General features: G+C 58.7%; 18 protein-coding genes. 4 read left to right on the plus strand and 14 right to left on the minus strand.

All coding sequences use genetic code 11. The features are described from left to right. Positions 1 to 87 precede the first annotated feature (87 nt). The 10 genes from ACZ500_RS24105 to ppcB form a co-directional block, all read right to left on the minus strand. The gene (locus ACZ500_RS24105; RefSeq protein ID WP_464229974.1) at positions 88 to 615 is read right to left on the minus strand and encodes a response regulator; all 528 of its coding nucleotides are present in this window, start codon (positions 613 to 615) and stop codon (positions 88 to 90) included. Between the two features lie 12 nt (positions 616 to 627). Further along, entirely contained in the window at positions 628 to 1,704 is a 1,077-nt protein-coding gene (locus ACZ500_RS24110) for a PEP/pyruvate-binding domain-containing protein (protein ID WP_464229975.1), read from the minus strand. 98 nt (positions 1,705 to 1,802) lie between these two features. After that, the gene (locus ACZ500_RS24115) at positions 1,803 to 3,650 is read right to left on the minus strand and encodes a PEP-utilizing enzyme (protein ID WP_464229976.1); all 1,848 of its coding nucleotides are present in this window, start codon (positions 3,648 to 3,650) and stop codon (positions 1,803 to 1,805) included. Between the two features lie 85 nt (positions 3,651 to 3,735). Then, positions 3,736 to 6,087, minus strand: coding sequence for a molybdopterin cofactor-binding domain-containing protein (locus ACZ500_RS24120; RefSeq protein WP_464229977.1), 2,352 nt, complete (start codon positions 6,085 to 6,087; stop codon positions 3,736 to 3,738). Positions 6,088 to 6,236: 149 nt separating this feature from the next. Further along, positions 6,237 to 6,701, minus strand: coding sequence for a (2Fe-2S)-binding protein (locus tag ACZ500_RS24125; RefSeq protein ID WP_464229978.1), 465 nt, complete (start codon positions 6,699 to 6,701; stop codon positions 6,237 to 6,239). Between the two features lie 14 nt (positions 6,702 to 6,715). Then, positions 6,716 to 7,597 carry an FAD binding domain-containing protein gene (locus tag ACZ500_RS24130; protein WP_464229979.1) on the minus strand — a complete coding sequence of 294 codons (882 nt, stop codon included), beginning with the start codon at positions 7,595 to 7,597 and terminating at the stop codon, positions 6,716 to 6,718. Positions 7,598 to 7,633: 36 nt separating this feature from the next. Continuing rightward, positions 7,634 to 8,221: a UbiX family flavin prenyltransferase gene (locus ACZ500_RS24135; protein WP_464229980.1), complete on the minus strand. Its 588-nt coding sequence runs from the start codon at positions 8,219 to 8,221 to the stop codon at positions 7,634 to 7,636. Between the two features lie 324 nt (positions 8,222 to 8,545). Further along, entirely contained in the window at positions 8,546 to 9,757 is a 1,212-nt protein-coding gene (locus tag ACZ500_RS24140) for a Tm-1-like ATP-binding domain-containing protein (protein WP_464229981.1), read from the minus strand. A gap of 3 nt (positions 9,758 to 9,760) precedes the next feature. Beyond that, on the minus strand, positions 9,761 to 11,419 hold the full coding sequence (locus ACZ500_RS24145) for an AMP-binding protein (RefSeq protein WP_464229982.1): 1,659 nt from the start codon (positions 11,417 to 11,419) through the stop codon (positions 9,761 to 9,763). Between the two features lie 165 nt (positions 11,420 to 11,584). Next, on the minus strand, positions 11,585 to 12,991 hold the full coding sequence (ppcB, locus tag ACZ500_RS24150) for a phenylphosphate carboxylase subunit beta (protein ID WP_464229983.1): 1,407 nt from the start codon (positions 12,989 to 12,991) through the stop codon (positions 11,585 to 11,587). Between the two features lie 899 nt (positions 12,992 to 13,890). Between ppcB and ACZ500_RS24155 the strand changes: the two genes are divergently transcribed. Next, positions 13,891 to 14,859 carry a LysR substrate-binding domain-containing protein gene (locus ACZ500_RS24155; protein ID WP_464229984.1) on the plus strand — a complete coding sequence of 323 codons (969 nt, stop codon included), beginning with the start codon at positions 13,891 to 13,893 and terminating at the stop codon, positions 14,857 to 14,859. 58 nt (positions 14,860 to 14,917) lie between these two features. Here ACZ500_RS24155 and ACZ500_RS24160 read toward each other — a convergent pair whose 3' ends face one another. Then, on the minus strand, positions 14,918 to 16,132 hold the full coding sequence (locus ACZ500_RS24160) for a Tm-1-like ATP-binding domain-containing protein (RefSeq protein WP_464229985.1): 1,215 nt from the start codon (positions 16,130 to 16,132) through the stop codon (positions 14,918 to 14,920). 1,008 nt (positions 16,133 to 17,140) lie between these two features. On the opposite strand from ACZ500_RS24160, the gene ACZ500_RS24165 reads away from it, so the two are divergent. Further along, positions 17,141 to 18,139, plus strand: a complete 999-nt coding sequence (locus ACZ500_RS24165; protein WP_464229986.1) for a glycine cleavage system protein H — start codon at positions 17,141 to 17,143, stop codon at positions 18,137 to 18,139. Positions 18,140 to 18,355: 216 nt separating this feature from the next. After that, positions 18,356 to 19,075: a glycine cleavage system protein H gene (locus tag ACZ500_RS24170; protein ID WP_464229987.1), complete on the plus strand. Its 720-nt coding sequence runs from the start codon at positions 18,356 to 18,358 to the stop codon at positions 19,073 to 19,075. On the opposite strand, the gene ACZ500_RS24175 is transcribed toward ACZ500_RS24170, so the two are convergent. Together ACZ500_RS24175 and ACZ500_RS24180 are read right to left on the minus strand one after the other, a co-directional pair. Further along, entirely contained in the window at positions 19,065 to 19,670 is a 606-nt protein-coding gene (locus tag ACZ500_RS24175) for an archaemetzincin family Zn-dependent metalloprotease (RefSeq protein WP_464229988.1), read from the minus strand. The two genes, ACZ500_RS24170 and ACZ500_RS24175, sit on opposite strands and share 11 nt — an antisense overlap. Then, positions 19,667 to 21,118: a sigma-54-dependent transcriptional regulator gene (locus tag ACZ500_RS24180; protein WP_464229989.1), complete on the minus strand. Its 1,452-nt coding sequence runs from the start codon at positions 21,116 to 21,118 to the stop codon at positions 19,667 to 19,669. Before ACZ500_RS24180 ends, ACZ500_RS24175 begins: the two co-directional genes overlap by 4 nt. A 70-nt stretch (positions 21,119 to 21,188) precedes the next feature. Between ACZ500_RS24180 and ACZ500_RS24185 the strand changes: the two genes are divergently transcribed. Beyond that, entirely contained in the window at positions 21,189 to 21,320 is a 132-nt protein-coding gene (locus ACZ500_RS24185) for a hypothetical protein (RefSeq protein WP_464229990.1), read from the plus strand. A 264-nt stretch (positions 21,321 to 21,584) separates the two neighbouring features. On the opposite strand, the gene ACZ500_RS24190 is transcribed toward ACZ500_RS24185, so the two are convergent. Further along, the gene (locus ACZ500_RS24190; RefSeq protein ID WP_464229991.1) at positions 21,585 to 23,135 is read right to left on the minus strand and encodes a two-component system sensor histidine kinase NtrB; all 1,551 of its coding nucleotides are present in this window, start codon (positions 23,133 to 23,135) and stop codon (positions 21,585 to 21,587) included. Between the last annotated feature and the right edge of the window lie 415 nt (positions 23,136 to 23,550).

Consider the following 23,550-nt stretch of genomic DNA (forward strand, 5'->3'; position numbering starts at 1 on the left):
CAGAGCAAGTCCGGGAATCCCCTCGATGAAACCGGCCACCGGTCTTTCAGAAAGCCTGATGAGCCCGAAAAAGGTCTCGATTGCCTCTCATTCCTTCTTTTTCTGTTCACGTGCCCTGGTTTGGATGGCGGATCTGAGGGTGTCCAAGAACTCTCTATCGGCGGTTTCCCAAGCCGCTCCAAACCTCATCTGGAAATAGGATCGGGGCAGTCTCTTCTGCCAGGCGACCAGAGGGCTTTCACCCTTGGCGCGCGCGAGCAAGATGTCGGTCAGAAAGTCCTCTATCCGGGATATTTCTTCCTTCGGGACATAAGCGGCCGCACCTTCCTTGACGGATTTGATGACGTTATCCGGTGTGAAGGCGTGGGCCGTCAGCATGAGGGCCGGTATATCCTGGTGATTGGCGATCTCGAGGAGGTCGTACCCCCTGACGCCCATGATATCCAGGACGGCTACATCGAAACGACGCGATTCGAGCAGTTTTTTGGCTTCCTCGAACGTAGAGGCCGTAACGACCTGGCACATGCTCAAGTGTTCTGACAGCACGTCGAGAATATCCTGCTCGTCATCCACCACCAGGATTTTTTTGCCCTTTAACAGACTGCTTTCGGTCATTGTAAAATCTCCTTAATCGAGCTTCAGCTTTATGGGCGTTGTCGCTTTTTCGAACAACAATTCAAAACCGGTTTTTTTGCCCAGAACGGATTCCTTCTTCTTTTTACCCCAGGCACTTTCAGGACGGGCCTGTACGAGATAGATCGATTCGGGGAACGGCAGGCTCCCGGAGATGGCAAACTCGATATCCTGCGGGACGCCGAAGTGGGCCTCCACCTTTTTGGCGATGCGCGCCAGTTCGATGATCTCCCGGTCTTCCAAGCAGGGGAGCTTCTTTTGGTCGGGAGGCAATTCCTTGTATTCCATCTTGCGGGTCTCGGGGTTGTAGGCGAATTCGCTCCCTTTATCGGAGATGACCCTTTCGTCGATTTCCAGGGTGATCTTGTCGATCAGATAGCGGTCCGGGTTGACGTTGCCCGAGACCACGGCCTCGCCGAAGCCGAAACCGGCCTCCATGGACACCTTCGACTCGTCGCCGTTGATGGGGTTGAGCGAGAACATGACGCCGGCTGCCTTTGCGTCGACCATCGTGAGGACTGCCACCCCGATCGGGTCGTATTCGAGTTTGAGGCCCAAGCGTGCGCGGGCGATGATGGAACGGGTGTTGAACGTGCTCGCCCAGACGCTACGGACGTATTTGACGACATCATCCGCGCCGCTCACGTTCAGGTAAGTTTCATACTGTCCCGGATGGCTGACGGGACCCGCCGAGCGTGTCGCGACAAACAGATTTTCTTTGCCGGTCTGCCGGCAGAGTTCGGCGTAGTACTCGCGGATGGTCTTTTCCATGTCGGGCGGCAAAGCAACCGATTCAACCGTGCTGCGGACCTCCTTGGAAAGGATGTCGAATTTTTCCGTGTCGGCCACATTTTCCGCGTCGGCCTTGAAATTTGAAATGATTTTCAATACACGCTCGGTGGCTTCAGTCTCTTTCATGAACCGGTCGTAAGCGACAACGCTCAGCGCGAATCCAGGCGGGACGTGGAATCCGGCCTGTGTCAGTTCCCCGAGATTCGCACACTTCTTACCCACAATATCGTTATGGTCTTTTGACAGTTCGCTCAGCCAGTAAATCCATTGTTCCGGCATCTTCTTCATCCTCCTCTATGTTGCTGCCATGCAGCGCCTTCGCGCAAGGGGCGCCGGGGTATCCTTTCCTCGCCCCCGGCGCGAAGGGGTAAAAAATATTAAACCCGTTTGACGATGGTCACCTTGCCGGTGCTTCCATCCACACGGATGATGTCGCCGGTCTTGATGACCTGGGTTGCGACCCCGGTTCCCGTTACGGAGGGCAGGCCGTATTCCCGCGACACGATGGCGGCGTGGGATGTGAGACCACCGATATCCGTCACAGCCGCCTTGATCTTGGTAAAAACGGGCGCCCAGGAGGGGTTGGTCGTCGGTGCGACCATGATCTCTCCGGGTTCCAGCTTGGCAACGTCGGCCAGCATTTTGAGCACGCGGGCGGGTCCTTCGGCCACGCCGGCGGACGAGGGGAACCCGGTGATTTCATCCAGATCTCCGACTTCCATACCCGCACCCTTCAGCCATTCCTGCACCAGGTCGGTCGTGACGCCCCAGAGCATGAGGGTGAACGGTTCCGCGATCTGTTCGGGCGGCACCCCGATGGCGGGCGTGGGATTCCACTTCGCCGCTGCCTCGAGTATCTTCTTCCGCTTTTCGGCCTTTGCCTGCCAGAAGGGGCCCCTGGTGGGTACGCCCTCGCCCAGGGCCCAGGCAGTGGCCAGATCCTCGAGGAGCATGGGGACCTCGAAGCGGTTGAAGAGGTAAATTTCCTCAGGTTCGCCCAGGACGCCGTGCTTGGTGAGGATCTTGCCGAACTGATCGATTCGCTCGAACCAGATGGTATGCAGCCAGTGTTCGACCCAGAAAAGGTGATCCTCTGCATAGCGGTAAATGGAGCGGACGACCCTGTGGGCATCCTCGAAGGTCTTGCGGTCGTCTTCGGAGCGGATGAGGGCCTTGTATTCGGCGACAATCCGCTCTCTTTCCTCGGAAATGCTCTCGAGTTTCCGCTCGATTGTCTCGCCTTTCTCGAGGCGTTCGACGTAGCTCTGCATATAGCTGAAAGGAAGGTCCATCGTGTTGATCCAACTGCCTTCGTAGTGGAACCAGCCGCTGCCGTTCGAGACATAGAACCACGGATTCTTGATCTTGTCCATCTCCTCGATCCAGGCCCGTCCTTCAGGCGTGGTCTTGAGGGTGTTCATCTTCTCCTCGGCGGTGCCCTTCTTCTTCAGGACCTCGGCGACGGAGCGATGGCTCATGGCGAGGCGGCTCAAGCGGCAGAGCTCTTCTTCGGGACGGAACATGGAGACGTCCGCCCCGGCGACCATCTTGCCGATCGTGCCTTCCTTGATCCCCGGGAAGAGCTTCCGGCAGGTGTCTACGAACATCAGGTAGGCCAGGTAGGCCAGATTGAGATACTGGAAGTGATACTGCCAGGCCCGGATGATGAGATTGACGATGTCGTTGAAGTTTTCCATGAGGACGTTGGCTTCGGTAAACCCCTTGGGGGTGGGGATGACGTCCTCTTCGGGCACGAACTCATACAGCTCTTTCGGGATGTGGATGGCTTCCATGTCGTGGCCGAGCTTGTGGAATTTCACGAGCCATTCTTCCCACTGCCGGGCGTAATTCTCGAAGGTATAGGGGACCCTCTTCCCGAAAAGTTCGGCCTTTTTCTGGATGACGTCTCCCGGGGGCGATTCGACGGCGCTGATGTACATGTAACACCCCAGGATCCGTTGGGCGACACCCTGGGCCGGGGGGATGCAGAACACCCTGGTGTTGTACTGGGACAGAGCGATCTGCCAGGCTTCCTGGAAGATGTCGTCCAGCGGGTAAAGCGGATCGGCGGCGTGGATCTTGTCGTGGTACCAGAAATGGCGCTTTTCCCAGGCCTCTCGGTCCTTGCTGAAAAGACGCTGGGGTGCGTACATTTCCTCCCATCCCTCCATCTCCGGTGGCAATACGATTTCATCTGCGAACGGAAATTGAATCGGTGCTGCCATGATGTTCCCCCCTCATTTTGGTTGAATGCCCGGTTTTCTTTTGACCCGCCGCCCGCATCTTGCGCGGGAGCGGGTCAGCCCCTGGTTACTTCCCCTTGGCCTTCTGAATAGCCATGAAGACCCTTTCCGGCGTGAGCGGAAGCTCGTCGATCCGAACGCCGATGGCGTCGTGGACCGCGTTCAGGATGGCCGGGATCGTGGGCATGATGGCCCCTTCACCGACCTCCTTGGCCCCGAAAGGACCGTTCGGTTCGCCGGTTTCCACCACGATGGTGTTGACGTTGGGCATGTCGAGGGCCGTAGCGATCTTGTACTCGCCGAGGTTGGCGTTCAGCACCCGTCCCTTGGCATCGATCTTCACCTCTTCGTACAGGGCCTCACCGAGCCCCATGGAGAGAGAGCCCTGCATCTGTCCCTCGACGGAGGTCAGGTTGATGGCCAGGCCGCAGTCGTGCGCATCCGTCATCTGATCCACCTTGACGCGGCCCGTCTCGAGGTCGACTGTGACTTCAACGACCTGGGCCGAGCACCCGTAGGCCGGCGAGGTTCCGACGGCAGCCCCCTTGAATTTGCCGCCGAGTGCCGGGGGTTTGTACTTTCCAGTCCCGACGATGCTGCCTCTGGCGAGGTAGGCCATGCGGGCCGCTTCCTTGAATGTGAGTTTGTCACCGGTCGGCGGATCGGTCCAGCCCCTGTGCTCCTTGATGTAAGCGGTGCGCAGGCCGCTGAAATCCACGTCCTTCTTGAAGTGGATCAGGCCGTTCTTGATGTCCATCTCGTCCATTGGAACGCCGAGGATCTCGGAGACGACCTCCAGTACCTGACGCTTGACGTCTTCGGCCGCCTCTTTGGCCGCATGGCCGCTCATCAGGGTCTGCCGGCTCGAGTAGGCGCCGAGGTCCACGCCGTAGTCCGTGCTGCCCGAGGATACCTTGATGTCCTCGAGTCTCACCCCGAGGGCCTCGGCCGCGATCATCCCCATCGTCGTGTCGGAGCCCTGCCCGATTTCGGCGGAGGCCGTCAGAAGGTCAGCCGTGCCGCCGTCCTCCCGAAGCTTCAGGACGGCCGTCGAATGGTAGGTATCCGAGCGGTAGATGGGATACCCGGCGCCCGAAACGAAGAATCCGCAGGCGATTCCGATCCCTTTGCCGGGAGGGAGCTTGCCTTTCTTGGTGCTCCAGTCCGAACCGTTCTTGACCGCCTCGATGCATTCCTTCATGCCGAGGCTGCTCATGTTCAGGTCGTTGCAGGTGGTGTCTCCGCGCTCCATCATGTTTTTCAGGCGGAAGTCGACCGGGTCGATGCCCAGTTCCTGGGCGATGGCATCCAGTTGCTGCTCCCAGGCTGCCCGTGCAGCCACTCCGCCGTGGCCTCGCTGGGCGCCGCAGGTGGGTCTGTTCGTGTAGATCCGGTAGCCGTCGTATTTCATGTTGGGCAGCCTGTAGGGTCCGCCGAGCAGGGATCCGGCGTAGTAGACCGTGGCGATCCCGAAGCTCGTGTAAGCGCCCCCTTCCAGGTAGCACTTGTTGGTCAACGCCATCAGGGTCCCGTCTTTCTTGACCCCGGTGGTCAATTCGTGGAAGAACTGGTGCCGGGCGCGGGAGTGCAGGAAGACCTGGTCCCGGGAATAGATCATTTTAACGGGCTTGCCCGTTTTCATGGACATCAGCGAGGCCGCCATCTCGATCGGGATCGCTTCGGCCTTGGGGCCGAAGCCTCCCCCCACGTAGGGCTTGATCACGCGCACCTTCCCGATCGGGAGCCGCAACACCATGGCCGTGGTGCGCTGGACATAGTGCGGCGTCTGGGTTGAAGTGTGCAGGGTGAGTTCGCCGGCCAGAGGATCGAAGGCCGCCAGACATCCGTGCGCCTCGAGGAAGGCGGCGTCCTGACGCTTGTTGACGAATTTGTCGGTGCGGATGAGATCGCACTGCTTGAAGGCCTCTTCGACGTTGCCGAACTCCTGGTGCACCTCGGCGCAGATATTGCCCGGATAGTCCGAGTGGATCAGCGGGGCCCCTTCGGCCATGGCGTCTTCGATCGTCATGAGGAGCGGGAGTTCTTCGTAATCCACCTGGATCAGCGAGACGGCCTCCATCGCCGTTTCGAGATCGATCGCGGCCACCGCGGCGATCTCATCCCCGATATAGCGCACCTTGTCGTGGCAGAAGAGGGTTTCATCGTAACGGGCCGGGCTGACGCCGTATTTGACGAGGCCGGCGTCCGCGGCTGTAACGACGCTCTTGACCCCGGGAAGTTTCAGGGCCTTCGAGGTGTCGATGTTCAGGATCTTGGCGTGGGCGATCGGGCTTTGCAGCAAGGCACCGTAAAGCATCCCCGGCATCTTCAGATCGTCGACATATTGTGCGCGTCCCGTGGCCTTGGCCGGTGCATCCAGCCTTGGCGACCTGCGGTTGATGACGCTGTATTGGCTCATGGTCTTTCACTCCTCTCGATAGCTTTGATCGCGTGTTGATTTCTGCGTTCTTTCCTGCCGTTGCGCTCAGGAAATCCAGGGCGCAGACCGTGAACCGCTTGGATGCAGCGGACGGTCGATGCAGGCTCGAGTTGTCCTTTTCATGCGCATCAACCGGCGCGTCCGACGTCGAGGATCGCCTCGACGATCTTCTGGTAGCCTGTGCAGCGGCAAAGATTCCCGGACAGGGCGCGCCTGACCTCGGCCTCGTTGGGGTGCGGGTTTTTTTCGAGCAGGCTCTTGGCCGAGAGGATCATTCCGGACGTACAGAAGCCGCACTGAATCGAACCGTGATCGATAAAGGACTGCTGCAGCGGGTGCAGGCCTTTGCCTGTTTCCACGCCTTCAATGGTGGTGATGCTCTTCCCGTTGGCTTGCACGGCCAGAACGAGGCAGGAATTGACGGGTTTGCCGTCCAGAATGACCGTGCAGGCCCCGCAGTCCCCGACGTCGCAACCTTTCTTGGTGCCTGTCAGGCCCAGTTCGTAGCGCAGAAGATCCGTGAGGGTCAGGTTCGGCGCCACGGCCAATTCCATTTCTTCACCGTTGATGGTCAGTCGGATCAGTTTTTTCATGGTCACATTCTCCTCTAGCTTCTGGCCCGGGCGTCCTCGAGGGCCGCATCGAGGGCGCGTTTTGTAAGGACTCCCACCATGGCACGCCGGTAAGCGGCGGATCCGCGGAAGTCATCGATCGGACGGCTGTCGCCCGAGGCTGCATTCGCCGCTTTTTCGAAGAGCGCTTCGGAAGGTTTTTCACCGATCAGTGCGTTTTCGGCCGATGGCGCCCGGATGGGAGTGGGGCCGACCGAACCGAGGACCACCCGTGCCGCCTTGATAGGGCCGTCCGGACCGTCCAGGGCGATGAAGGCAGCCACGTTGACGAGGGAGATCTCGAGCGCTTCACGAACCCCCAGTTTCTGGTAGCCGGCTCCTGAGTTCGGGAGCGGTGCAGGCAGTATAAGAGCGGTCAGGAGTTCATCCGGGGCCAGGATCGTGGCGCCCGGGCCGGTAAAGAGCGATTCCACCGGGACGGTGCGCTCGCCGCCCGTTTTTTGGAGCATGGCCTCTGCACCGTAGGCGATGAGGGACGGGGGAAGGTCCGCCGCCGGACGGGCCGAGACCACATTGCCGGCGATGGTCGCGAGGTTTCTGACCAGCGGGGAACCGAGCCAGCCTGCGCCCGAGGCGAGGGCGGCGAAAGTCTGTTTTACCAAGGCATTTTCAGCCAGATCCGCCACGTTTTCACGGGCGCCGATACGCACACGCCCGTCTTTTTTCTCCACCCCTTTCAGGTCCGTGAGTTTCCCGACGGAGATCACATTCGCAGTCGTGAACACCTTTTTCTTCAGGTTGACCAGAAGGTCTGTCCCGCCTGCCAGTACTTTTCCTTTCCCTTTGAACTGTGACAGCAGTTCGCAGGCCTCCGCCACGCTCCCGGGCTCATGGTAATCAAATCTAGGTAAAAGCATCTTCGTCTCTCCTTTGTTGTCCCTGGGCTCAAACCCTTACGCCTGGCGGGGCTTTCCGGATGAATCCTCGCCCCAGCGCCGGAACAGGCTGTGCTCGATTCCGAGGTAATCAAAGATTTTTCCAATGGTCTGATCGAGGATGTCCTCGATGGTTTTGGGTTTGTGATAGAAAGACGGCACGGGAGGCAGAAGATGGGCGCCCATGTCGGCGGCGGTCATCATGAGCCTGAGGTGCCCCTTATGCAAAGGTGTTTCGCGGACGACCAGCACCAGTTTGCGCTTTTCCTTCAGCGTGACGTCGGCGGCTCGGACGAGGAGGTTTTCGGTATAGGAATTGGCGATCCCCGAGAGGCTTTTGATCGTGCAGGGTGCCACGACCATTCCCGAGGTGAGAAAGGATCCGCTGGCCAGGGCGGCGCCGACATCCCGGTGATCATAACAATATGCGGCCATGGCTTCAACGTCCTTGGCTGCATACCGGGTTTCGATCTCGATGTTTTTTCTGCCTGAAGGGGAGATGATCAGGTGGGTTTCGATATCCGTTTTACTGAGGTGTTCCAGCAGACGTACGCCATAAATGACGCCGCTGGCGCCTGAAATGGCCACGACGATTCGTTGCTTCATGGCAGCCCCTTCCATTCCCCCGGCCTGGCCGGAGGTTCGGGTTTCAGCGGGAAGGGATTCGGGCCGCTGCGATGAGATACACCCCGGACACTTGATGGAAAGCCGTGATCCTTGCCGGTAGTCGTGTATGTCATAGGCGGATCATCCCTTTTTGGTTCTCGCTCAGTCTCCATTCGGAAATGGTTTTTTCTTCATGCGCTTCGCCCGCTCAGAGTTTCCGCATGCGAATCTGGCAGCCGGTTGATCCTCGCTTCCGGACGGATGCCCCCTTGGGTCCTCTTCGATCGGAGGCACGCTGCTGTGAAACCGGCTGCGATCTTTCATTCAGAGGATCTCGATGGAGGCCTTGACGACCGCCGCGGCAAAGGCCGGATCCTCCATGTTGGCGTCCACTTCGACGATCTCGATTCCAGGGTTGAGACCTTTGTGCAATTCTTCCACAAAGACACGGTCCTCTTCGGGATTATAGGTGGCATTCCCCGGATAATCGACGGAGGACCAGCCATCAAGGGGGACAAGGATCTTGACGGGACCTTTGGACCGGTTGAGTTTTTCCCGGAACGCCCCTGCAACCTCCCGCAGTTCGTCGGCCGAGAGACGGATCCAGGTCCGAAACCGGTCGAGATCGTACTTGGGCCTCTGGGCGTAATCCGGCTTGTACTTGGATTTGGCCGGCGTCATGTGATTGACGCTGCAAGTCGAAATGATCTGCGGAAGTCCGGCCTCCCCGGCCGACTCGAGACGCCTTGGGCCCGCATCCCGCATGAAACCGAAGAGGTGCTCGCCGACGCCGCCGGGCGCCAGATCGACGACGCCGCTGAACAGTCCATCGGCGATCATGTCTTCCATCGCACGGTCGCAGACGCCGGCCGCGGAGAACCCGATGACCTGGTAGCCTTCCCGGGTCAAGGCGTCACGGACGGAGCTGGCGCACTTTTCGCAGGGTCCGAGCATGGTAAGGGCGATGGCCTTGCCTGCGGCGGAGCGGGGGGAAACGATGTCGTCCTGCACCTGGCCCGCCATGGCGGCGGCCGCCCGGTCGAGGACGTTTTTCAGGAGATCCGAGAGGCCCGAGATCTCGATGACCGAGTGAAAGAGGGCGATATCCCCCGTCCCGATATACCGGGTGGAAAGGCCCGGCAGGGCGGCGGTGGAGGAGATCATCAGTTTGGGTACGCCGAAAGGCAGCGCCCGCATGACATCCGTTGCCATGAGGGACCCCGTCGAGCCCCCGAGCCCGACTGCGCCGCTAAGCTTGCCTTCCTTGTAAAGATCCTGGGCGATCTTTGCCCCGCCCCGGATCATGGTGTTCGTGATTTTGGAGCGCTCGCGGGAATCGCGAACCTCCTGGAGGCTGCTTCCGCCGGCCTCGGCCACGCGGCCGGGGCCGATGTCGGCGGGGGAAGCCTCATCGCCGCGCATCGAGATATCCATCAAAAGGGGCTCGAGGCCCCTGGCCTCGAGCCTTTCTTTCAGATACAGGGTCTCCTGCCCTTTGGTATCCAGGGTGGATATCACCAGGACTTTCTTGGCCATGATCTATATCTCCCCTGCTGCGATCCGCTTTTCGATATCGACCTTCAGTTCCTTCTTGTTGATCTTGCCGGAGTCGCCCACCGTGGGGAACGCGTCCATGAGGACCATCTTTTCGGGCAGCTTGAACATGGCCAGTTTCTTCAACTTCAAAAAGTCCACCATCTCCTGGAAGGTCAGGGTCTGACCGGCCTTGGGGATGACACAGACGCAGCACCTTTCCCCCATTTCGCGGTCGGGGTAGCCCACGATGGCGACCGAGGCCACCTTCGGATGTTCGTTCAACAGCCCTTCGATCTCCGCCGGGTAAATGTTCTGGCCGCCGCGGATGATCATGTCTTTCGCGCGTCCGAGGATCCAGAGGCAGCCCTGGTCGAACTTGACGATGTCGCCCGTGGTGGTCCAGCCGTTTTCGTCGAAGACCGTAGCCGTAAGCTTCTCGTCCCGGTAATAACCGGCCGGGGCGTGGGGGCCGCGGAACCAGAGGACTCCGGGCTCACCCTCCGGGACCTCCTTTTTGTTTTCCTCGTCCATCAGGCGCACTTCGTTGCCGGGCAGCATGCGGCCGACGGTGCGGCGGCGGAGTTCCTTCGCGTCTTCCACGCGGCAGCCCGAAACCGAACCCATATCCTGGGTACCCAGGTCGCTCGTAATGGCGGCCCCGAAGGCGTTTTCTGCCTCTTCGGCCACCTGCGGCGAGAGGTAGCCTCCCGCGGAGCGGATGAACCGGAGCGAACTCAGATCGTATTTCTTGGTGTCGACCTCGAGCATCCGCACGAGATGCGTGGGCACCACGCCGATGGCCGTCGCTTTCTCTTTTTCGATCAGGGCCATGGCGTCTTCCGGAGAGAACTCCTCGAGCATGACGGTCTTCGCACCGGCCAACGGGGCCGCGAAATAGGTCAGGGTCCCGGCGGCGCCGCCTGCGTGGGGGGCGATGGCCATGGTGATGTCGTTCTGGTTCAGACCCCAGATATCGACGCGGGCCTTCGACGTGCAGACCCTGGGAGCGATGGGCCATTCGACCAGTTTGGGAAGTCCGGTAGTGCCTGTCGTGCTGGTGAGAAGGCCCACATTCCAGATGGGATCGAGGCGTCTTTCCTTGAGGACGGCTTCATCGGCCGGTTTCAGGCTTCGACCCTCGGCGAGTTTCGTGATGGAGTGGGTGCCTGCCGGGGCGTCGGGGGGGACCGCATCATCGAAGAGGAAGAAATGTTTGAGATAGGGGAAGCGGGCCTGGAGCCCCTTGTACATCGCGAGGTAGTCGAACTTGCGATAGACCGTCGGGATGACGACGGCCGCGGCCTCGGTCCGTTCGACCATGTACTCCAGCTCCTTCTCCCGCAGGTAGGGGTAAACGGTCAGGGAGATGAGGCCGGCGCGTTCGCTGGCAACGCGCGCCAGGAAGCCGTAGACGCTGTTGGGCGACTGGATGATGATACGGGAAAATTTGGGGATGCCCATTTCCACCCACGAGATGGCGATGGCATCCACCAGCTTTTTGGCCTCGGCCCATGTGACCCGGTACTTCGAGTCCACCAGCGCTTCACGATCACCCAGCTCGCGGGCGTTGCGATCATAAAAATCATAAAAGGTCTCCTGAGTCCAGTAGCCCTTTTTCAGGAATTCATCGACCATCTTCTGCTGATAACGGATCGGTTTCATCTTTGCGTCCCTCTCGAATTGGATGGATGTTCGTCTGCCTTCATGCGATTGTCCGTCCGGCGGCCGGCTTTAAACGGACTTGCCCGCCCAAACGGTTTTCGGCGCATCCCCCGCCCTGAAAGGCCGGGGGATGCGCCTCCCGGGGGAGGGTTTCCGGTTTGAGGGTTAGAACCCCAGTTCTGACCAGCGCGCTTCGACCTTCTTGACTATCTCCGGGTCGAGTTTGATCGGGATGGGCTTCTCTTTCCAGTCATAGGGGATGGTGGCATCCAGGAGGAGGCGCCCCGTGATATCCCTGGCGTCGATGGGTAGCGAGGGGTCGAGCGGAGTGGAGCGGCCGCGTTTGATGACCTGGCAGCGGTTCGGCTGGAAGCGGAAGCTCAGAGCATACAGGACGCGCGGAATATCCCAGGGTTCGATGTCTTCGTCGACGACGATCACGGTCTTGAGGCCGTAGGCGCCCATCTCCGTCGAGATGGCGGCGGTTAGCACCTGGTCGGCGTGGCCGGGGTACATCTGCTTCATGGAGATGATGGCGAGGAAGCGTCCGGAGCCTTCGGGTGGGCAGTAGACTGAGCGGATACCGGGGATCTTCATGGCGACGAGTTGCTGCCAGAGGGTTGCCCCGTAGGAAAGGGCCATGGTCATGTGCGTGTCGGTGACCGCGCGGCCGACCGTGGTGCCCCAGAGGATCGGGTTGTTGCGGTGGGTCACGCATTTGACATCGATGAAGTTCCTGGGATCGGTTCCGACGCCGGAATAATACCCGGTGTATTCACCGAACGGCCCCTCTTCCATGAAGGCTTCGGGGTCGACCTCTCCTTCGACAACGATTTCGGCGTGCGCGGGGATCGGGAGATCCACGGTTTCGCCCTGGACCACCTCGACCGGTTCGTTGCGGATGGCGCCCGCGACATCATACTCGGAAACGAACGCGGAGACGCGCGCGGCGCCGAGGATGAAGAGCAGAGGATCACAGCCGATGATCGAGGCGACCGGCATCTTTTTGCCCATGGCCTGATACTTCTTGAGCATGATGTCGGCATGTTTGCCCTTGATGAACTGGGTACCCATCTTGTTCTTGCCGAGGAGCTGGGCGCGATAGGTGCCGAGGTTCACCCAGCCGGTCTCGGGGTCTTTCGAGATGATGAAATGGGCGGTGCCGAGATAGCGGCCGCCGTCGAGAGGATACCACTGTGGCGTGGGAAATTTGTAAAGGTCGACCTCGTCGCCCATCATGATATTCTCTTTGCAAGGCGCGGCGGACTTGTCGACCATCTTCGGGGGAACCTTCTTGTCACCGAGCTTGACCCACTCTTCCATAATCTGGGTCAGAGAAGATGTCCTGTCCATCCCCATGATGATGGAAAGCCGCTCCGTGGTTGTGCAGACGCTCGTAATGACCGGTGTGCTGTAATCCTTCACGTTCTCGAAAAGGAGCGCCGGGCCGTGCTTTTCTTCATTCAGCTTGGCGATGTGGGACAGTTCCAGGTTCCAATCGACCTTGGCCTTGATCCGCTTCAGCGCGTCATGTTCTTCCGCCAGTTTGATGAAATCTCTCATGCTTTTCATTTCAAAATGCCCTCCATTTGGTTTAAATTAGTGAAAAAGGACAATATGGTTACGCTATTGCTACGCAATGCAGTACGTAATTTGCGATCGAATATATATCAGGAATTTGCCCCCCCTACCGTGATACGTAAGAAACGAGCAGGTTGGATTGAGGGGAGGAATGAATATCCGCGTATCTGTTCGTTAAGCCTATATTCGTCCAAAAAACCTGCCTGGTCAGATGCACAGCGGTCTGTGCGGGTTCAGAAAGCCAGCGTTCTCGCCTGCATCGGCAACGCGGGCCATCTCGATTGAACTCGATCCCCTGCTTGGCAGGGCAGGAGCATGTTGCTCAGATTTTCCAGCCGTGAGTCTCGAGATAACCGGCGATAAAAGTTGTCGCCGTATCAGGAATGGTTCGAATACAGTTTGAATTTGGAGGAATGTCATGCTGCATCCCGTCGGAGTTCCGTGTCTCCTGCGCACCCCAGGCTTGAAATGCGGGGAAAGCGACCGTAGACGGAATCCTGTTCTGCAATCGTTACCCCTTAAATCGCCTTTTCAAAGAAAACTGTCAAATGCATTTTTTTTATGGTATTAATAAACGCTGGTTATGAATGAGATTTATCTATAATCAGTTGTTAGGGGTCAGAGCGGCGGATCCTCTCGCGGCGGGGAACCGGCATTGCCGCCTCCTGCGCAGATCGGTGCGAGCGGCCCGAGCATGCGGCGGCGTTGCGAGAGGCGAGTGTGGGTGGAATTTCCCTTGATGCGTATCCGGGAGAAACAGGTTTTTAGGGGCAGGCAGCGATTGGGATGGCGAAGGCCGCATCCGGCCCCGGGGCCCGTTCGAGACGAGCGGAAGGTTTGGGCGGCCCCTGGCACGGCGGGAAGCGCTGGGTGGCGTGAGGTCCTAGATCATGATTAATTTCAATCATTTCAGGATATTCTACTACGCTGCGAAAGCGGGAAGTTTTACCGAAGCAGCAGAGAGGCTTTTTATAACCCAACCCGCTGTGACGGCCCAGATCCGGGCCTTCGAAGAAGCCTGCAATCTGAAACTGTTCAAAAAAAAGGGGCGGCACGTCTATCTGACGGATGAAGGCAAGGCCCTGTTCCATTACGCCCGGAAGGTCTTCGAATTCGAGCAGGAGATAGAGGTCGCGATCGACAAGATGCACGAACTCAAGCGCGGTGTCCTGCGGGTAGGGACTACGAAGACCTATGCCCGCTACTTCATGCCTTACCTCGTCAGCGCCTATTTGAAGCACTATCCGGATATAAAGGTCTTTCTGAACGAGGGCAGCTCCGCCGAGATGACCCGCAGCCTCCTCGATCTCAGTATCGAGATCGCGGTCATCGCCAAGGCGGAGGAAAACCGTGCGGTCATTTTCAGGCCTTTCAGCCAGGAAGAACTGTTGCCGATTCTTTCCCCCGCTCACAGGCTTGCGGATAGAGGCAGCGTACACTTCACCGAGTTGGCCGGGGAGCCGATCATCATGAAGGACGCTGGATCGGGCACACGTCTGCGCGTGGCCGATCTTTTCGCGAGGTACGGCCGAGTCCCGAATATCCTGATGGAAACCAACAATGTCGAGTTTATCAAGGACCTGGTCGGAAGGGGTGAAGGGTTTTCTTTTCTCGTCAAGGCGGCCGTGATGCAGGATGTCAAGGAAAAGAGGCTGGTGACGCCCGAAATAAGGGGCGAGCACCTGTACCTCGATGTCAGCATAGCCTACCTCAAGGACCAGTCCCTTTCGAGACCCGCCAAGGCCTTTCTTCGCATGCTCGAGACCCTGTCCGGCGACAACCCCTCCCCGGTTGAGGGCATCGGCGCCCTCACTGCGCGGATCCTGGCCTGGATCCGGGAAGACGCCCGGAATGAGTGAGGCGGCTTTCTGAATCGCCGCGCCGCCCTCGCTTTTACGCCTGGCGGAAAGATTCCGTCTAAGGGTTGTTCTGCTGGATCATGGCATGCATCTCCCGTGCGCACTGCTCGGCGAAGGCCTTCGAGTTGATGTGATGCCCTGACTCCTGGATGGCTACATCAGGGGAGAGATGTTCACGGACCGCGTCCAGGAAAAAACGGTTCATGTCCGGATCGTAAAGAGGCGCCCCTTCCCGGTCGGCCTCCGACCACCCGGGCATAGGGACAAACAGCCGGGCTGCCCGGCCGAAACGATTCAGTTTCTCCGCCAGCTGTTCCGCCAGCGTCCTTGCCTCCTCACGGCTCAATCGAACGGCGGACCGGAAATCGTAGAAGAAGATGCGGCGGCCCCGGTATGGCGCCGGGATATGATTGCGGTCGAAGATCAGCACCGCGCAATCGAGGCCCCCGGGGACCACCAGCCGGGGTGGGTTGGGGCCGCCGGTGAAGGGTACGAGCCTTCCGGGCCCGATGCCTCCGCAGTAACCGTCCAGAAGGGCATCGGCCAGTTCATGCGTCGCGAAGTCGAGGATGCCCGCAAACAACCCCTCTGATGCCAGTTCTTCCATCGCCATGCCGCCGGTTCCATTGGCGTGGAAGGGGATGACTTCGTATCCCAGCGCCTCTAATTGGGAGCGAACGTACTCCGCCCCCTCCGTGATGAATCCGAACAGGGTCAAGGCGACCCGTTTTTTCGTGATGGAGGTTTTGTACTGCTCGTTGCTTTCCACCATGCCGCAGACGGCGCCGGCGGCCCGCTCCAGCACCCCGGCTGAAAGGCTGTTGATGCCCAGCATGTCCACGACGCTGTGCATCATGGTGATATCCTTGGTTCCGACCGTTCGGGACATGTCCCTGGAGGCCACCGTGGAGATCATGACCTTGGGGATGCCCATGGGGAGGATGCGCATGATCTCGGTGCAGAGATAGGTCCCGGTTCCTCCGCCTGCCGAGATGACAGCCGATAAATCACCCTGCCGGTAAAGATCATGAACGAGGGATCGACCTTTCTCGAGGACGGCCTCGATGGCCTCGTCCCGGCCCAGGCCGCCGCGGGGCGCAATCACGTCCGTGTAAAGATCGTAGTCGACGGGAAAAGGCGCCGGCGCCCTGGTCCCGGCGTGAATCGTCAGCGCCGGAAAACCCCGTTCTTTGATTACGTCCCTGAGATAGCCATGTTCCTCCGCCTTGGAATCGAAAGTGCCCAATACAACGACCGCCTTGTCTCGCTTCATGGCAACGCTCCATCATCTAAGGATTGCAGGGGGTGAGAAGGGGTGGAACCCTGACGGTGGTTGTCCTCGAAACAGTCTGGTCAGGGTGTCTGTCGTTCGACGCATTTGAATCCATGCAGGGGGCTGGATCGGGAGGCAGGGCTCTCCCGCAGCCGACACTCCAATGCACCGTGCGGCCGCAAGGCGCGTAAGACGGCGATCCGTACCGGCGATGGACTGAACTTTTCGCTGTGCGTATCCCGGAAGCTTCGTGCGCAGCAGTTTCCATCCGGAATGGTTTTTTTTGGCCAATCTCGGCGTCAATGTGCAGGTCCGCTTGTGCGGCGACCACTAGGTCGCCTCCGGGCAAACGTTTGATTTCCTTGACATCGACCAAACCGGGACCCGCCGCGCAGCGGTGGGACTGAGCGGGCGAAGGCTGTGAAGAAAAATCCTCATTTCGGGTTTGGAAACGGGGTTGTGCTGAATAACCATTTACGAATGAGAAGTATATAGGTCATCAGGAAAAAATCGTCAAAGGGAATTCGCTCCGGGCGGAAATCTCCGTCCGATCCCGGAGGGTTCCGCTGCCGAAAAGATCGGGGCTGAAAGAATTCAGGTAAATTGAGCGCCACACCGCCGATTCGGGAGGCAGACGGTCTCCAGCGGACGCGCAGGCGTGTAGCCCAGCATCGATACCCTTCGATCCGTCGTGGTGTAGAAAAACAGGACAGGCATGTAGGAAAGGACGACAAACCGGCTTAAAGCCCGGAATACCTGGATGAACACCTCTGTGTAATGGCTGTCTGTGGTTATGGGGCAGCATGCGATTGTCGTATTTCACGACAGTCAGCTGGGGCTAAGCGGTCACAGAATCCTCCCGGCCCTTTTCTTAATTGCTCAAAAAAACTGTATTATCAAGAAGATAAATGATATTTCGGGATGTCTGCTCCTGTTTGGTACGAGAATTGCCTACATTGAGGAGGCAAACACGCGATATCACCCTTCTCTAAAGAAAGGAGCAGAACGATGAATGGAAGAGATGCAGAAAATCGGAGAGCGACGGTGGGTTACGGTTCGACCTATCGCAGGGGCCGCGGCCAGGATCCGGAGGATCATGCCTCGCTGAAGGCGGTCTTGAACGGGCAGCTCTGGATGGTGAAGCCGGACAAACAGGCCCAGGCAGCCAATCCCTGTATCTGGATGCAGGCAGGGGTGGTCGATTTCAAGAACTGCAACAATTTCTACGATTGTACGACCTGTAAATATGACGCGGGTATGAAGAAAAAGGTCGATAAGGGCGCCGCGACCGGTTGGCGGGATGCCATGCGGCGAAGGCCCGGCCTGGAAAGGGTCTGCCGTCATACGCTGACGAATCGGATCGAGGAGCGGGTCTGCGCCTACGATTACGCTTGTCACAAGTGTGATTTCGACCAATTTTTCGAGGATGTGTGGGCTGCGAAGACGGCCTCCCGACCCGACGAAATCCATGATGTCAAAGGCTTTGCCGTTCCGACGGGGTATTATTTCAACGAGGGGCACGCATGGGCTCGGATCGAGAGCGGCGGGTATATCCGGATCGGAATGGATGACTTCGCCCTCAAAGTTTTCGGAAGGGCGGATGCCTATGAGCTGCCGGTGCTCGGCAAAGAACTGGCGCAGGGCAAACCCGGTTGGGGGTTCAGACGATCCGAGCAGAATGCCGAGGCCTTGTCGCCGGTCGACGGAGTCATCGTCGAGGTCAACGCCGATCTGCGTGAAAGGCCCGCGCTGGCCAACGCCACGCCTTATGAGGCCGGCTGGATGATGCTCGTCAGGACACCGGATATCAAAGGGACGCTTGCCAGGCTGATGACCGATGCCGACAGCATTGGCTGGCTGAACCAGGAAGTGGGTCAACTGGAAAGCATGATCGAGGAGGTGGCCGGACCCCTGGCAGCCGACGGTGGTACCCTCGGGGAAGACATCTATGGAAACCTTCCGGGTCTAGGCTGGAGCAACCTCCGGCGGGCATTTTTGAAAAGCTGACAGGATCGCCGCGCGTCTGCCCGGAGCCCAAGCGGGGCGAAGGGTTAAGGAGATCGATCACCGCAAACAGCGGATTCGAAGACGATGTTTGCGTGACGGGTGCCAGGAGAATTGAAACCTTGAATGCAGCAGGTCTCCCGGTGCTTGCCGAGGCGGAAACCGCCGGGAGGGGCCGGGACCTTTCACAGGGGCCATCGGATCCAGGGGAGGGGTGTCATGGTAAAACGACGGGAGACTGGAAACCGACCGAATACGGGCCGCCCATGCAAGCGGCATGTGGAAGGGTATATCGGATACAGGGCCTGCACACATGATTACCGCTGCGATGACTGCGAGTTCGAACAGTTTTTTGTGGATCACTACCGGGTCCATGCCGTGGTCCAGCCTGTCGACACGATCAGGATCAGGGGTTTCGATGTGCCGCAGGGGTACTATTTTCACGAAGGGCACGCATGGGTGAAGGTGGAGGGCGACCAGATGGTTCGCATAGGTCTGGATGATTTCGCCTTCAAAATACTGGGGCCCTTCGATCGCCTCGAATCGCCGCTGATCGGAAAGGAGATCAGGCAGGATCGTCCTGCGATAAGCGTCTATCGGGGCGGAAACCGTTCAACCGTCCGTTCTCCCCTGAGTGGTATCGTAACGGCGGTCAACCAGGATCTCCTCGAAGACGGTCGTTCGGCGGTCGACCATCCCTATACGGATGGGTGGCTTATGACGGTCCATGCAACATCGCTCAGAACCGATTTGAAGCAGCTCATGATCGACCAGGAAACGAAAACATTCCTGCGCAGAGAGGTCGATGAGCTGTTCGGTCTGATCGAGGAGGCACTGGGTCCGATGGCCAACGACGGAGGCGAAATCCGGGGGGACCTTTATGGAGAGGTGCCCGAACTGGGCTGGGACCGGTTGAGCCGCCTGGTCTTCAAGACGTGAAATCGCCCCCCGTTCCGTCTGGAGGGGTTTCGGAGGTCGACTCCGTCACTCTGTTCAACTCGTCCTGAAGGAGGACCCTGCAATATCGGCAGAATGCCTGGGATTTGCGGTCGACATGATCGATCTTTCGACAATAGTGCATAATGCAGCGGGTTTCGGGGCAGTGTTTGAGATTGAAGGTATGGCCGAGTTCGTGGATGGCCTCCTTCACAAGGCGGCATCGCAGCCGTTCGACATCGCTCCCGGCCGAGATTCCTTCGCCCAGCCGGTGGGTCGAGACGATGCAGGTCTTGCCCCCCAGTTGGGCTTCGCCGTAGACGTGGGTGAGGATCGGTATGTAGAGGTCGCGGTCGGTGACGGCGAGGATTTTCAACGCGTCGGGCGGTGCGAGTTCGGCAAGCCGGGTAAGGATGGCCGTTGAATGATACTGATCCCGCTGGGGATTGTAGGAAAAGTCGATGTCGTCCATCAGGGGGGCGATGATCGTGGGGTAGCCGAAAAGGCGGCGGATTTCACTGCCGATGGATTCGAGATAGGATTCCGGGCCATTGCCTATGGAGGAGAGGATGATGGATTGTGTTTTCCCTGAGTTCAATCCTTCTTCCTGATTTCGTAGCGCTTGATCTTGCTGTAAAGGGTCGACCGGTCGATGCCCAGAATCTCGGAGCACTTCGAGATATTCCATTGGTTCTGCTCCAGGATCTGGGCGATATGCATCTTTTCCATCTCCTTCAGGGATTGATCGGAGGGTCTGGAGACCAGGTCCGGGCTGAAGATGGGTAGATGCTCGGGCAGAATAGCCGCGCCTTTGACGACGACGACCGCCCGTTCGATGGCGTTTTCGAGTTCCCGGATGTTGCCGGGCCATTCATAGAGCATCATCTCGTCCAGGGCGTCCCGGCTGATCCGTTCGACCGTTTTGTTGGTCTCCTGGGCAAACCGGTTCAGGAAATGCCCGGCGAGCAGCGGGATGTCTTCCTTCCGTTCCCTGAGGGGAGGCATCTCGAACGTAAACACGTTCAAGCGGTAGTAAAGATCTTCCCGGAAGCTTCTTTCACGAATGGCCTTTTCGAGGTCTCGGTTGGTCGCCGCGATGACACGGAAATCCACCTCCAGGGGCTGGGTGCTCCCAAGGCGGTAGAAGACGCGATCCTCCAGGATCCGCAGCAGATCGATCTGCATCCGCATGCTGATCTCTCCGATTTCATCCAGAAAAAGGGTGCCTTCGTGGGCAAGCTCGAACCGGCCTTTCTTGGTCTCCTTGGCGTCGGTAAAGGCGCCTTTCTGGTAGCCGAACAACTCGCTTTCGAGGAGCTGCTCGGGGAAGGCGCCGCAGTTGATCGCGACAAAGGGCCCGGCGCAGCGCTGGCTGAGGGTGTGAATGGCCTTTGCGGCCAGACCTTTGCCTGTGCCGGTTTCTCCTCGTATCAAGACAGTCGAGTCGGTCGGGGCGACATCTTGGATCAATTCGAAGACCTTTTGCATGGCCTTCGATTGCCCGATCATGCTTTCGAAGCGGGTTCTTTCATGGACCTCCTGGCGGAGATACTGGTTTTCCCGCGCCTGCAGCTGCTGTTTTTCGATCCGCTCGATCAGGATGCCAAGTTCGTCCGGGTCGAAGGGTTTCATCAGATAGTCGGTTGCACCGTACTTCATGGCCTCGACCGCCGTGTTGACGGAGCCGTAGGCCGTGATCATGATGACGGCGATGTCCGGGTCGTTTTCTTTGACGGCTTTCAACACCTCGAGACCGCTCATCCCCCCCATCTTGATATCCAGCAGAATGATATCGAAGCGGGATTCTTCGATCATCGTCAGGGCCTCTTCGCCGCTCGAAGCGGTCTTCAGCTGATGGCCGTCTCTTTCGAGCCAGCCTGCAAGGGATTCCCTCACGATAAGTTCGTCATCGACGATCAGGATCTTGCTGCCGCCCATGATGGAGCCCTCCTCATTCGTTTCCATCCGGAAATGGTCTTTTTTGCCAATCTCGGCGTCAATCTGCACGTTTGTTTGTGCGGCGACCCACAGGTCGCCTCCGCACAAACGCTTGATTTCCTTGATATTGGCAAAAAATCCTCATTTCCGGATTGGAAACTGGATGGTACATCCGGAAATGGTCTTTTTTGCCAATCTCGGCGTCGATCTGCACGTTTGTTTGTGCGGCGACCCACAGGTCGCCTCCGCACAAACGCTTGATTTCCTTGATATTGGCAAACCGGGACCCGCCGCGAAGCGGTGGGACTGAGCACGCGAAGCGTGTGAAAAAAAACCTCATTTCCGGATTGGGGACCGGGTTCTAACGGGAAATCATTTCCGGATGGGGACTCGTTCGTCCCCCGCCCGGATCTGCCGGGTTGTTTGCTTTGCGCCTTTACCGGAGTCCCTTGGGGCGGACGCCCGGTTTCGGGGGTCCCGGCCGGGGATCGGCCTTCGCGTATGGAGCGTGTCAGGCGTGCGGATGATCGCTGCATCCGGCCCCTCCCGGTCTCGTGCGCTTCCGAGATCGGCGTCAGGAGGCCTGGTTCGGCCCCCGAATGACCGGGAGTTTGACAAGAAACGTCGTGCCTTTGCCCGGTTCGGACTGGACCTCGATCGATCCGCCGTGGTTTTCGATGATGCCGTAGGCTACGGAAAGACCCAAGCCGACGCCTTTCCCCTTTTTCTTGGTGGTAAAAAAGGGCTCGAACAGGCGTGGAAGGTTTTCCTTGGGGATGCCAGGGCCGTCGTCCTCGAATGCGATGAAGACATGGCCCGCATCGTCGGGTGTGCCGGTTCTGATGGTCAAGGTACCGCCGTGGGTTGTTTCGAGCGCTTCAGCGGCGTTGGAAACGAGATTCATCACGATCTGTTGGAGATGATCCTCCGAGCCCATGATTTCGGGAAGTCGAGGATCGAAGTCCGTAACGACGGTTACGTGGTTGATCTTGAGCAGGTTGGAGTTGAGGAATAAGGTTTTTTGAATCAGACGGTTGAGATCGACGAATTTCAATTCAATTTTCGACTGTCTGCTGAAGGTAAGCAGATTGGAGACAATCCGGCTGATCCGCCGGGTTTCGGTCTCCATCAGATCCAGGTAGCGGGCGAACTTCTGCAGGTCGTCGGTACTCAGACGGCCTTCCTGGTTGATGCGCTTCATGAGCAGGATCAGGTTGAGTATGCCGGCGATGGGATTGTTGATTTCATGGACGACGGAAGCGGACAGCTTCCCCAAAGAGGCCATCTTGTCCTGGTGGATAAGCTTCGCGTGCGTCTCTTCAAGGGCCCTTGTCCGCTCCTCGACCATTTTTTCGAGGCGCTGGGTGATGCGTTCTTCCTCCCGCTTCCGGTCGGTGATATCGCGGCTCACTTCGATGAATTTCGATATCCGGCCGTTTTGCTCGAAGATCGGAAACATGGTGACTTCGGTGTAGATAGGCTGACCGTCGCTGTCGATTCGGGTCACGACCTGCTGAGAAGGCTCCTGGTTCTTGATGGCCTCATTCATGGGGCAGAAGATGATGCCTTCGTTGCAGGGCTGGTTGCCCTTCTGGAAGACCTCGTGACAGGAGTGACCGACGACCTGCTCGCGGCTGTATCCCATTTTGGTCAAAAAGGCCTCGTTTACCTCCACGATCTTCCGGTCGGGGGTGATGACCAGAATAAAATCCTGAATGCCGTTGAGGATGGTCTCCATCTCGAGGCTGCGGTCACGCCATTTGGCCTCCTCGAGCCGCGTCGCGGCCCAGAACATCATGAAGACGGCTCGGGTCATGATGCGGATGTGGTCGGGGCTGTTTTTGAGGACGTCGTTCGTGACCGCCTCGTCCCGGCACAGGACGAAAATCAGATGGATGTCGAGGGACGGGTCGTAAAGCCCATGATAATCATCCAGGACCTTGAGTCCGGTGGATTTGGCAAAGAGGATTGCGGGGCTGGATGGATCGGGGTCGGCGACAGCCACATAGCGTGCTTTGACCTCGGCCTGGGAATATGAACTGGTGGTCTTCTCGAGGACCTCACGGGCAAGGTTCCCGCCGCCTACAATCCCGATATTCAGCAGGGAAGGCGAATGGTCGACCATAGAATTGCCTCCTTCGCGGGCTGGATCCCGATCGGCCGGGGGTTCACACCTGCCGGGGTGACGAGAAACAAAACGTTGATAGCGATGCCTCGGTATGTTTAGAATGGGTATGGATTCTTCGGAAGCGTTTCTCTTCGGGCCAGTCCGGCCTCGGCCTGCGCCTTCGCGGTGATCGCCGGGATCGGGTCGCGGACAAGCAAGCGTCCAGATGGACGCCGGGATCGGCCGAACCGGGGTCACATCCCGAAGGGATGGGACTGATAAGGCGCAGCCGGTGAAGGGAAAAGCCCTCTTCCGAATCTCTGGATCGGAAACGTTGTCGTGCCGGATGCTCTTTTCCGGATGGAGACAAAATAGCATCGGGACGAATTCGATTCAAGCCATTTTTGAAGATGGAATGGGAAGCACAGCGGCG

This window comes from Desulfatiglans parachlorophenolica, from assembly GCF_055394735.1.

Excerpts from the sequence above, each read along its gene's own strand:
- ACZ500_RS24190 (WP_464229991.1), bottom strand. The coding sequence starts at position 23,135 with ATGGTCGACCATTCGCCTTCCCTGCTGAATATCGGGATTGTAGGCGGC.
- ACZ500_RS24140 (WP_464229981.1), bottom strand. The coding sequence starts at position 9,757 with ATGGCCAAGAAAGTCCTGGTGATATCCACCCTGGATACCAAAGGGCAG.
- ACZ500_RS24115 (WP_464229976.1), bottom strand. The coding sequence starts at position 3,650 with ATGGCAGCACCGATTCAATTTCCGTTCGCAGATGAAATCGTATTGCCA.
- ACZ500_RS24155 (WP_464229984.1), top strand. The coding sequence starts at position 13,891 with ATGATTAATTTCAATCATTTCAGGATATTCTACTACGCTGCGAAAGCG.
- ACZ500_RS24185 (WP_464229990.1), top strand. The coding sequence starts at position 21,189 with ATGGTCTTTTTTGCCAATCTCGGCGTCGATCTGCACGTTTGTTTGTGC.
- ACZ500_RS24130 (WP_464229979.1), bottom strand. The coding sequence starts at position 7,597 with ATGCTTTTACCTAGATTTGATTACCATGAGCCCGGGAGCGTGGCGGAG.
- ACZ500_RS24135 (WP_464229980.1), bottom strand. The coding sequence starts at position 8,221 with ATGAAGCAACGAATCGTCGTGGCCATTTCAGGCGCCAGCGGCGTCATT.
- ACZ500_RS24125 (WP_464229978.1), bottom strand. The coding sequence starts at position 6,701 with ATGAAAAAACTGATCCGACTGACCATCAACGGTGAAGAAATGGAATTG.
- ACZ500_RS24105 (WP_464229974.1), bottom strand. The coding sequence starts at position 615 with ATGACCGAAAGCAGTCTGTTAAAGGGCAAAAAAATCCTGGTGGTGGAT.
- ACZ500_RS24165 (WP_464229986.1), top strand. The coding sequence starts at position 17,141 with ATGAATGGAAGAGATGCAGAAAATCGGAGAGCGACGGTGGGTTACGGT.
- ACZ500_RS24160 (WP_464229985.1), bottom strand. The coding sequence starts at position 16,132 with ATGAAGCGAGACAAGGCGGTCGTTGTATTGGGCACTTTCGATTCCAAG.
- ACZ500_RS24120 (WP_464229977.1), bottom strand. The coding sequence starts at position 6,087 with ATGAGCCAATACAGCGTCATCAACCGCAGGTCGCCAAGGCTGGATGCA.
- ACZ500_RS24110 (WP_464229975.1), bottom strand. The coding sequence starts at position 1,704 with ATGCCGGAACAATGGATTTACTGGCTGAGCGAACTGTCAAAAGACCAT.
- ppcB (WP_464229983.1), bottom strand. The coding sequence starts at position 12,991 with ATGAAAAGCATGAGAGATTTCATCAAACTGGCGGAAGAACATGACGCG.
- ACZ500_RS24145 (WP_464229982.1), bottom strand. The coding sequence starts at position 11,419 with ATGAAACCGATCCGTTATCAGCAGAAGATGGTCGATGAATTCCTGAAA.
- ACZ500_RS24170 (WP_464229987.1), top strand. The coding sequence starts at position 18,356 with ATGGTAAAACGACGGGAGACTGGAAACCGACCGAATACGGGCCGCCCA.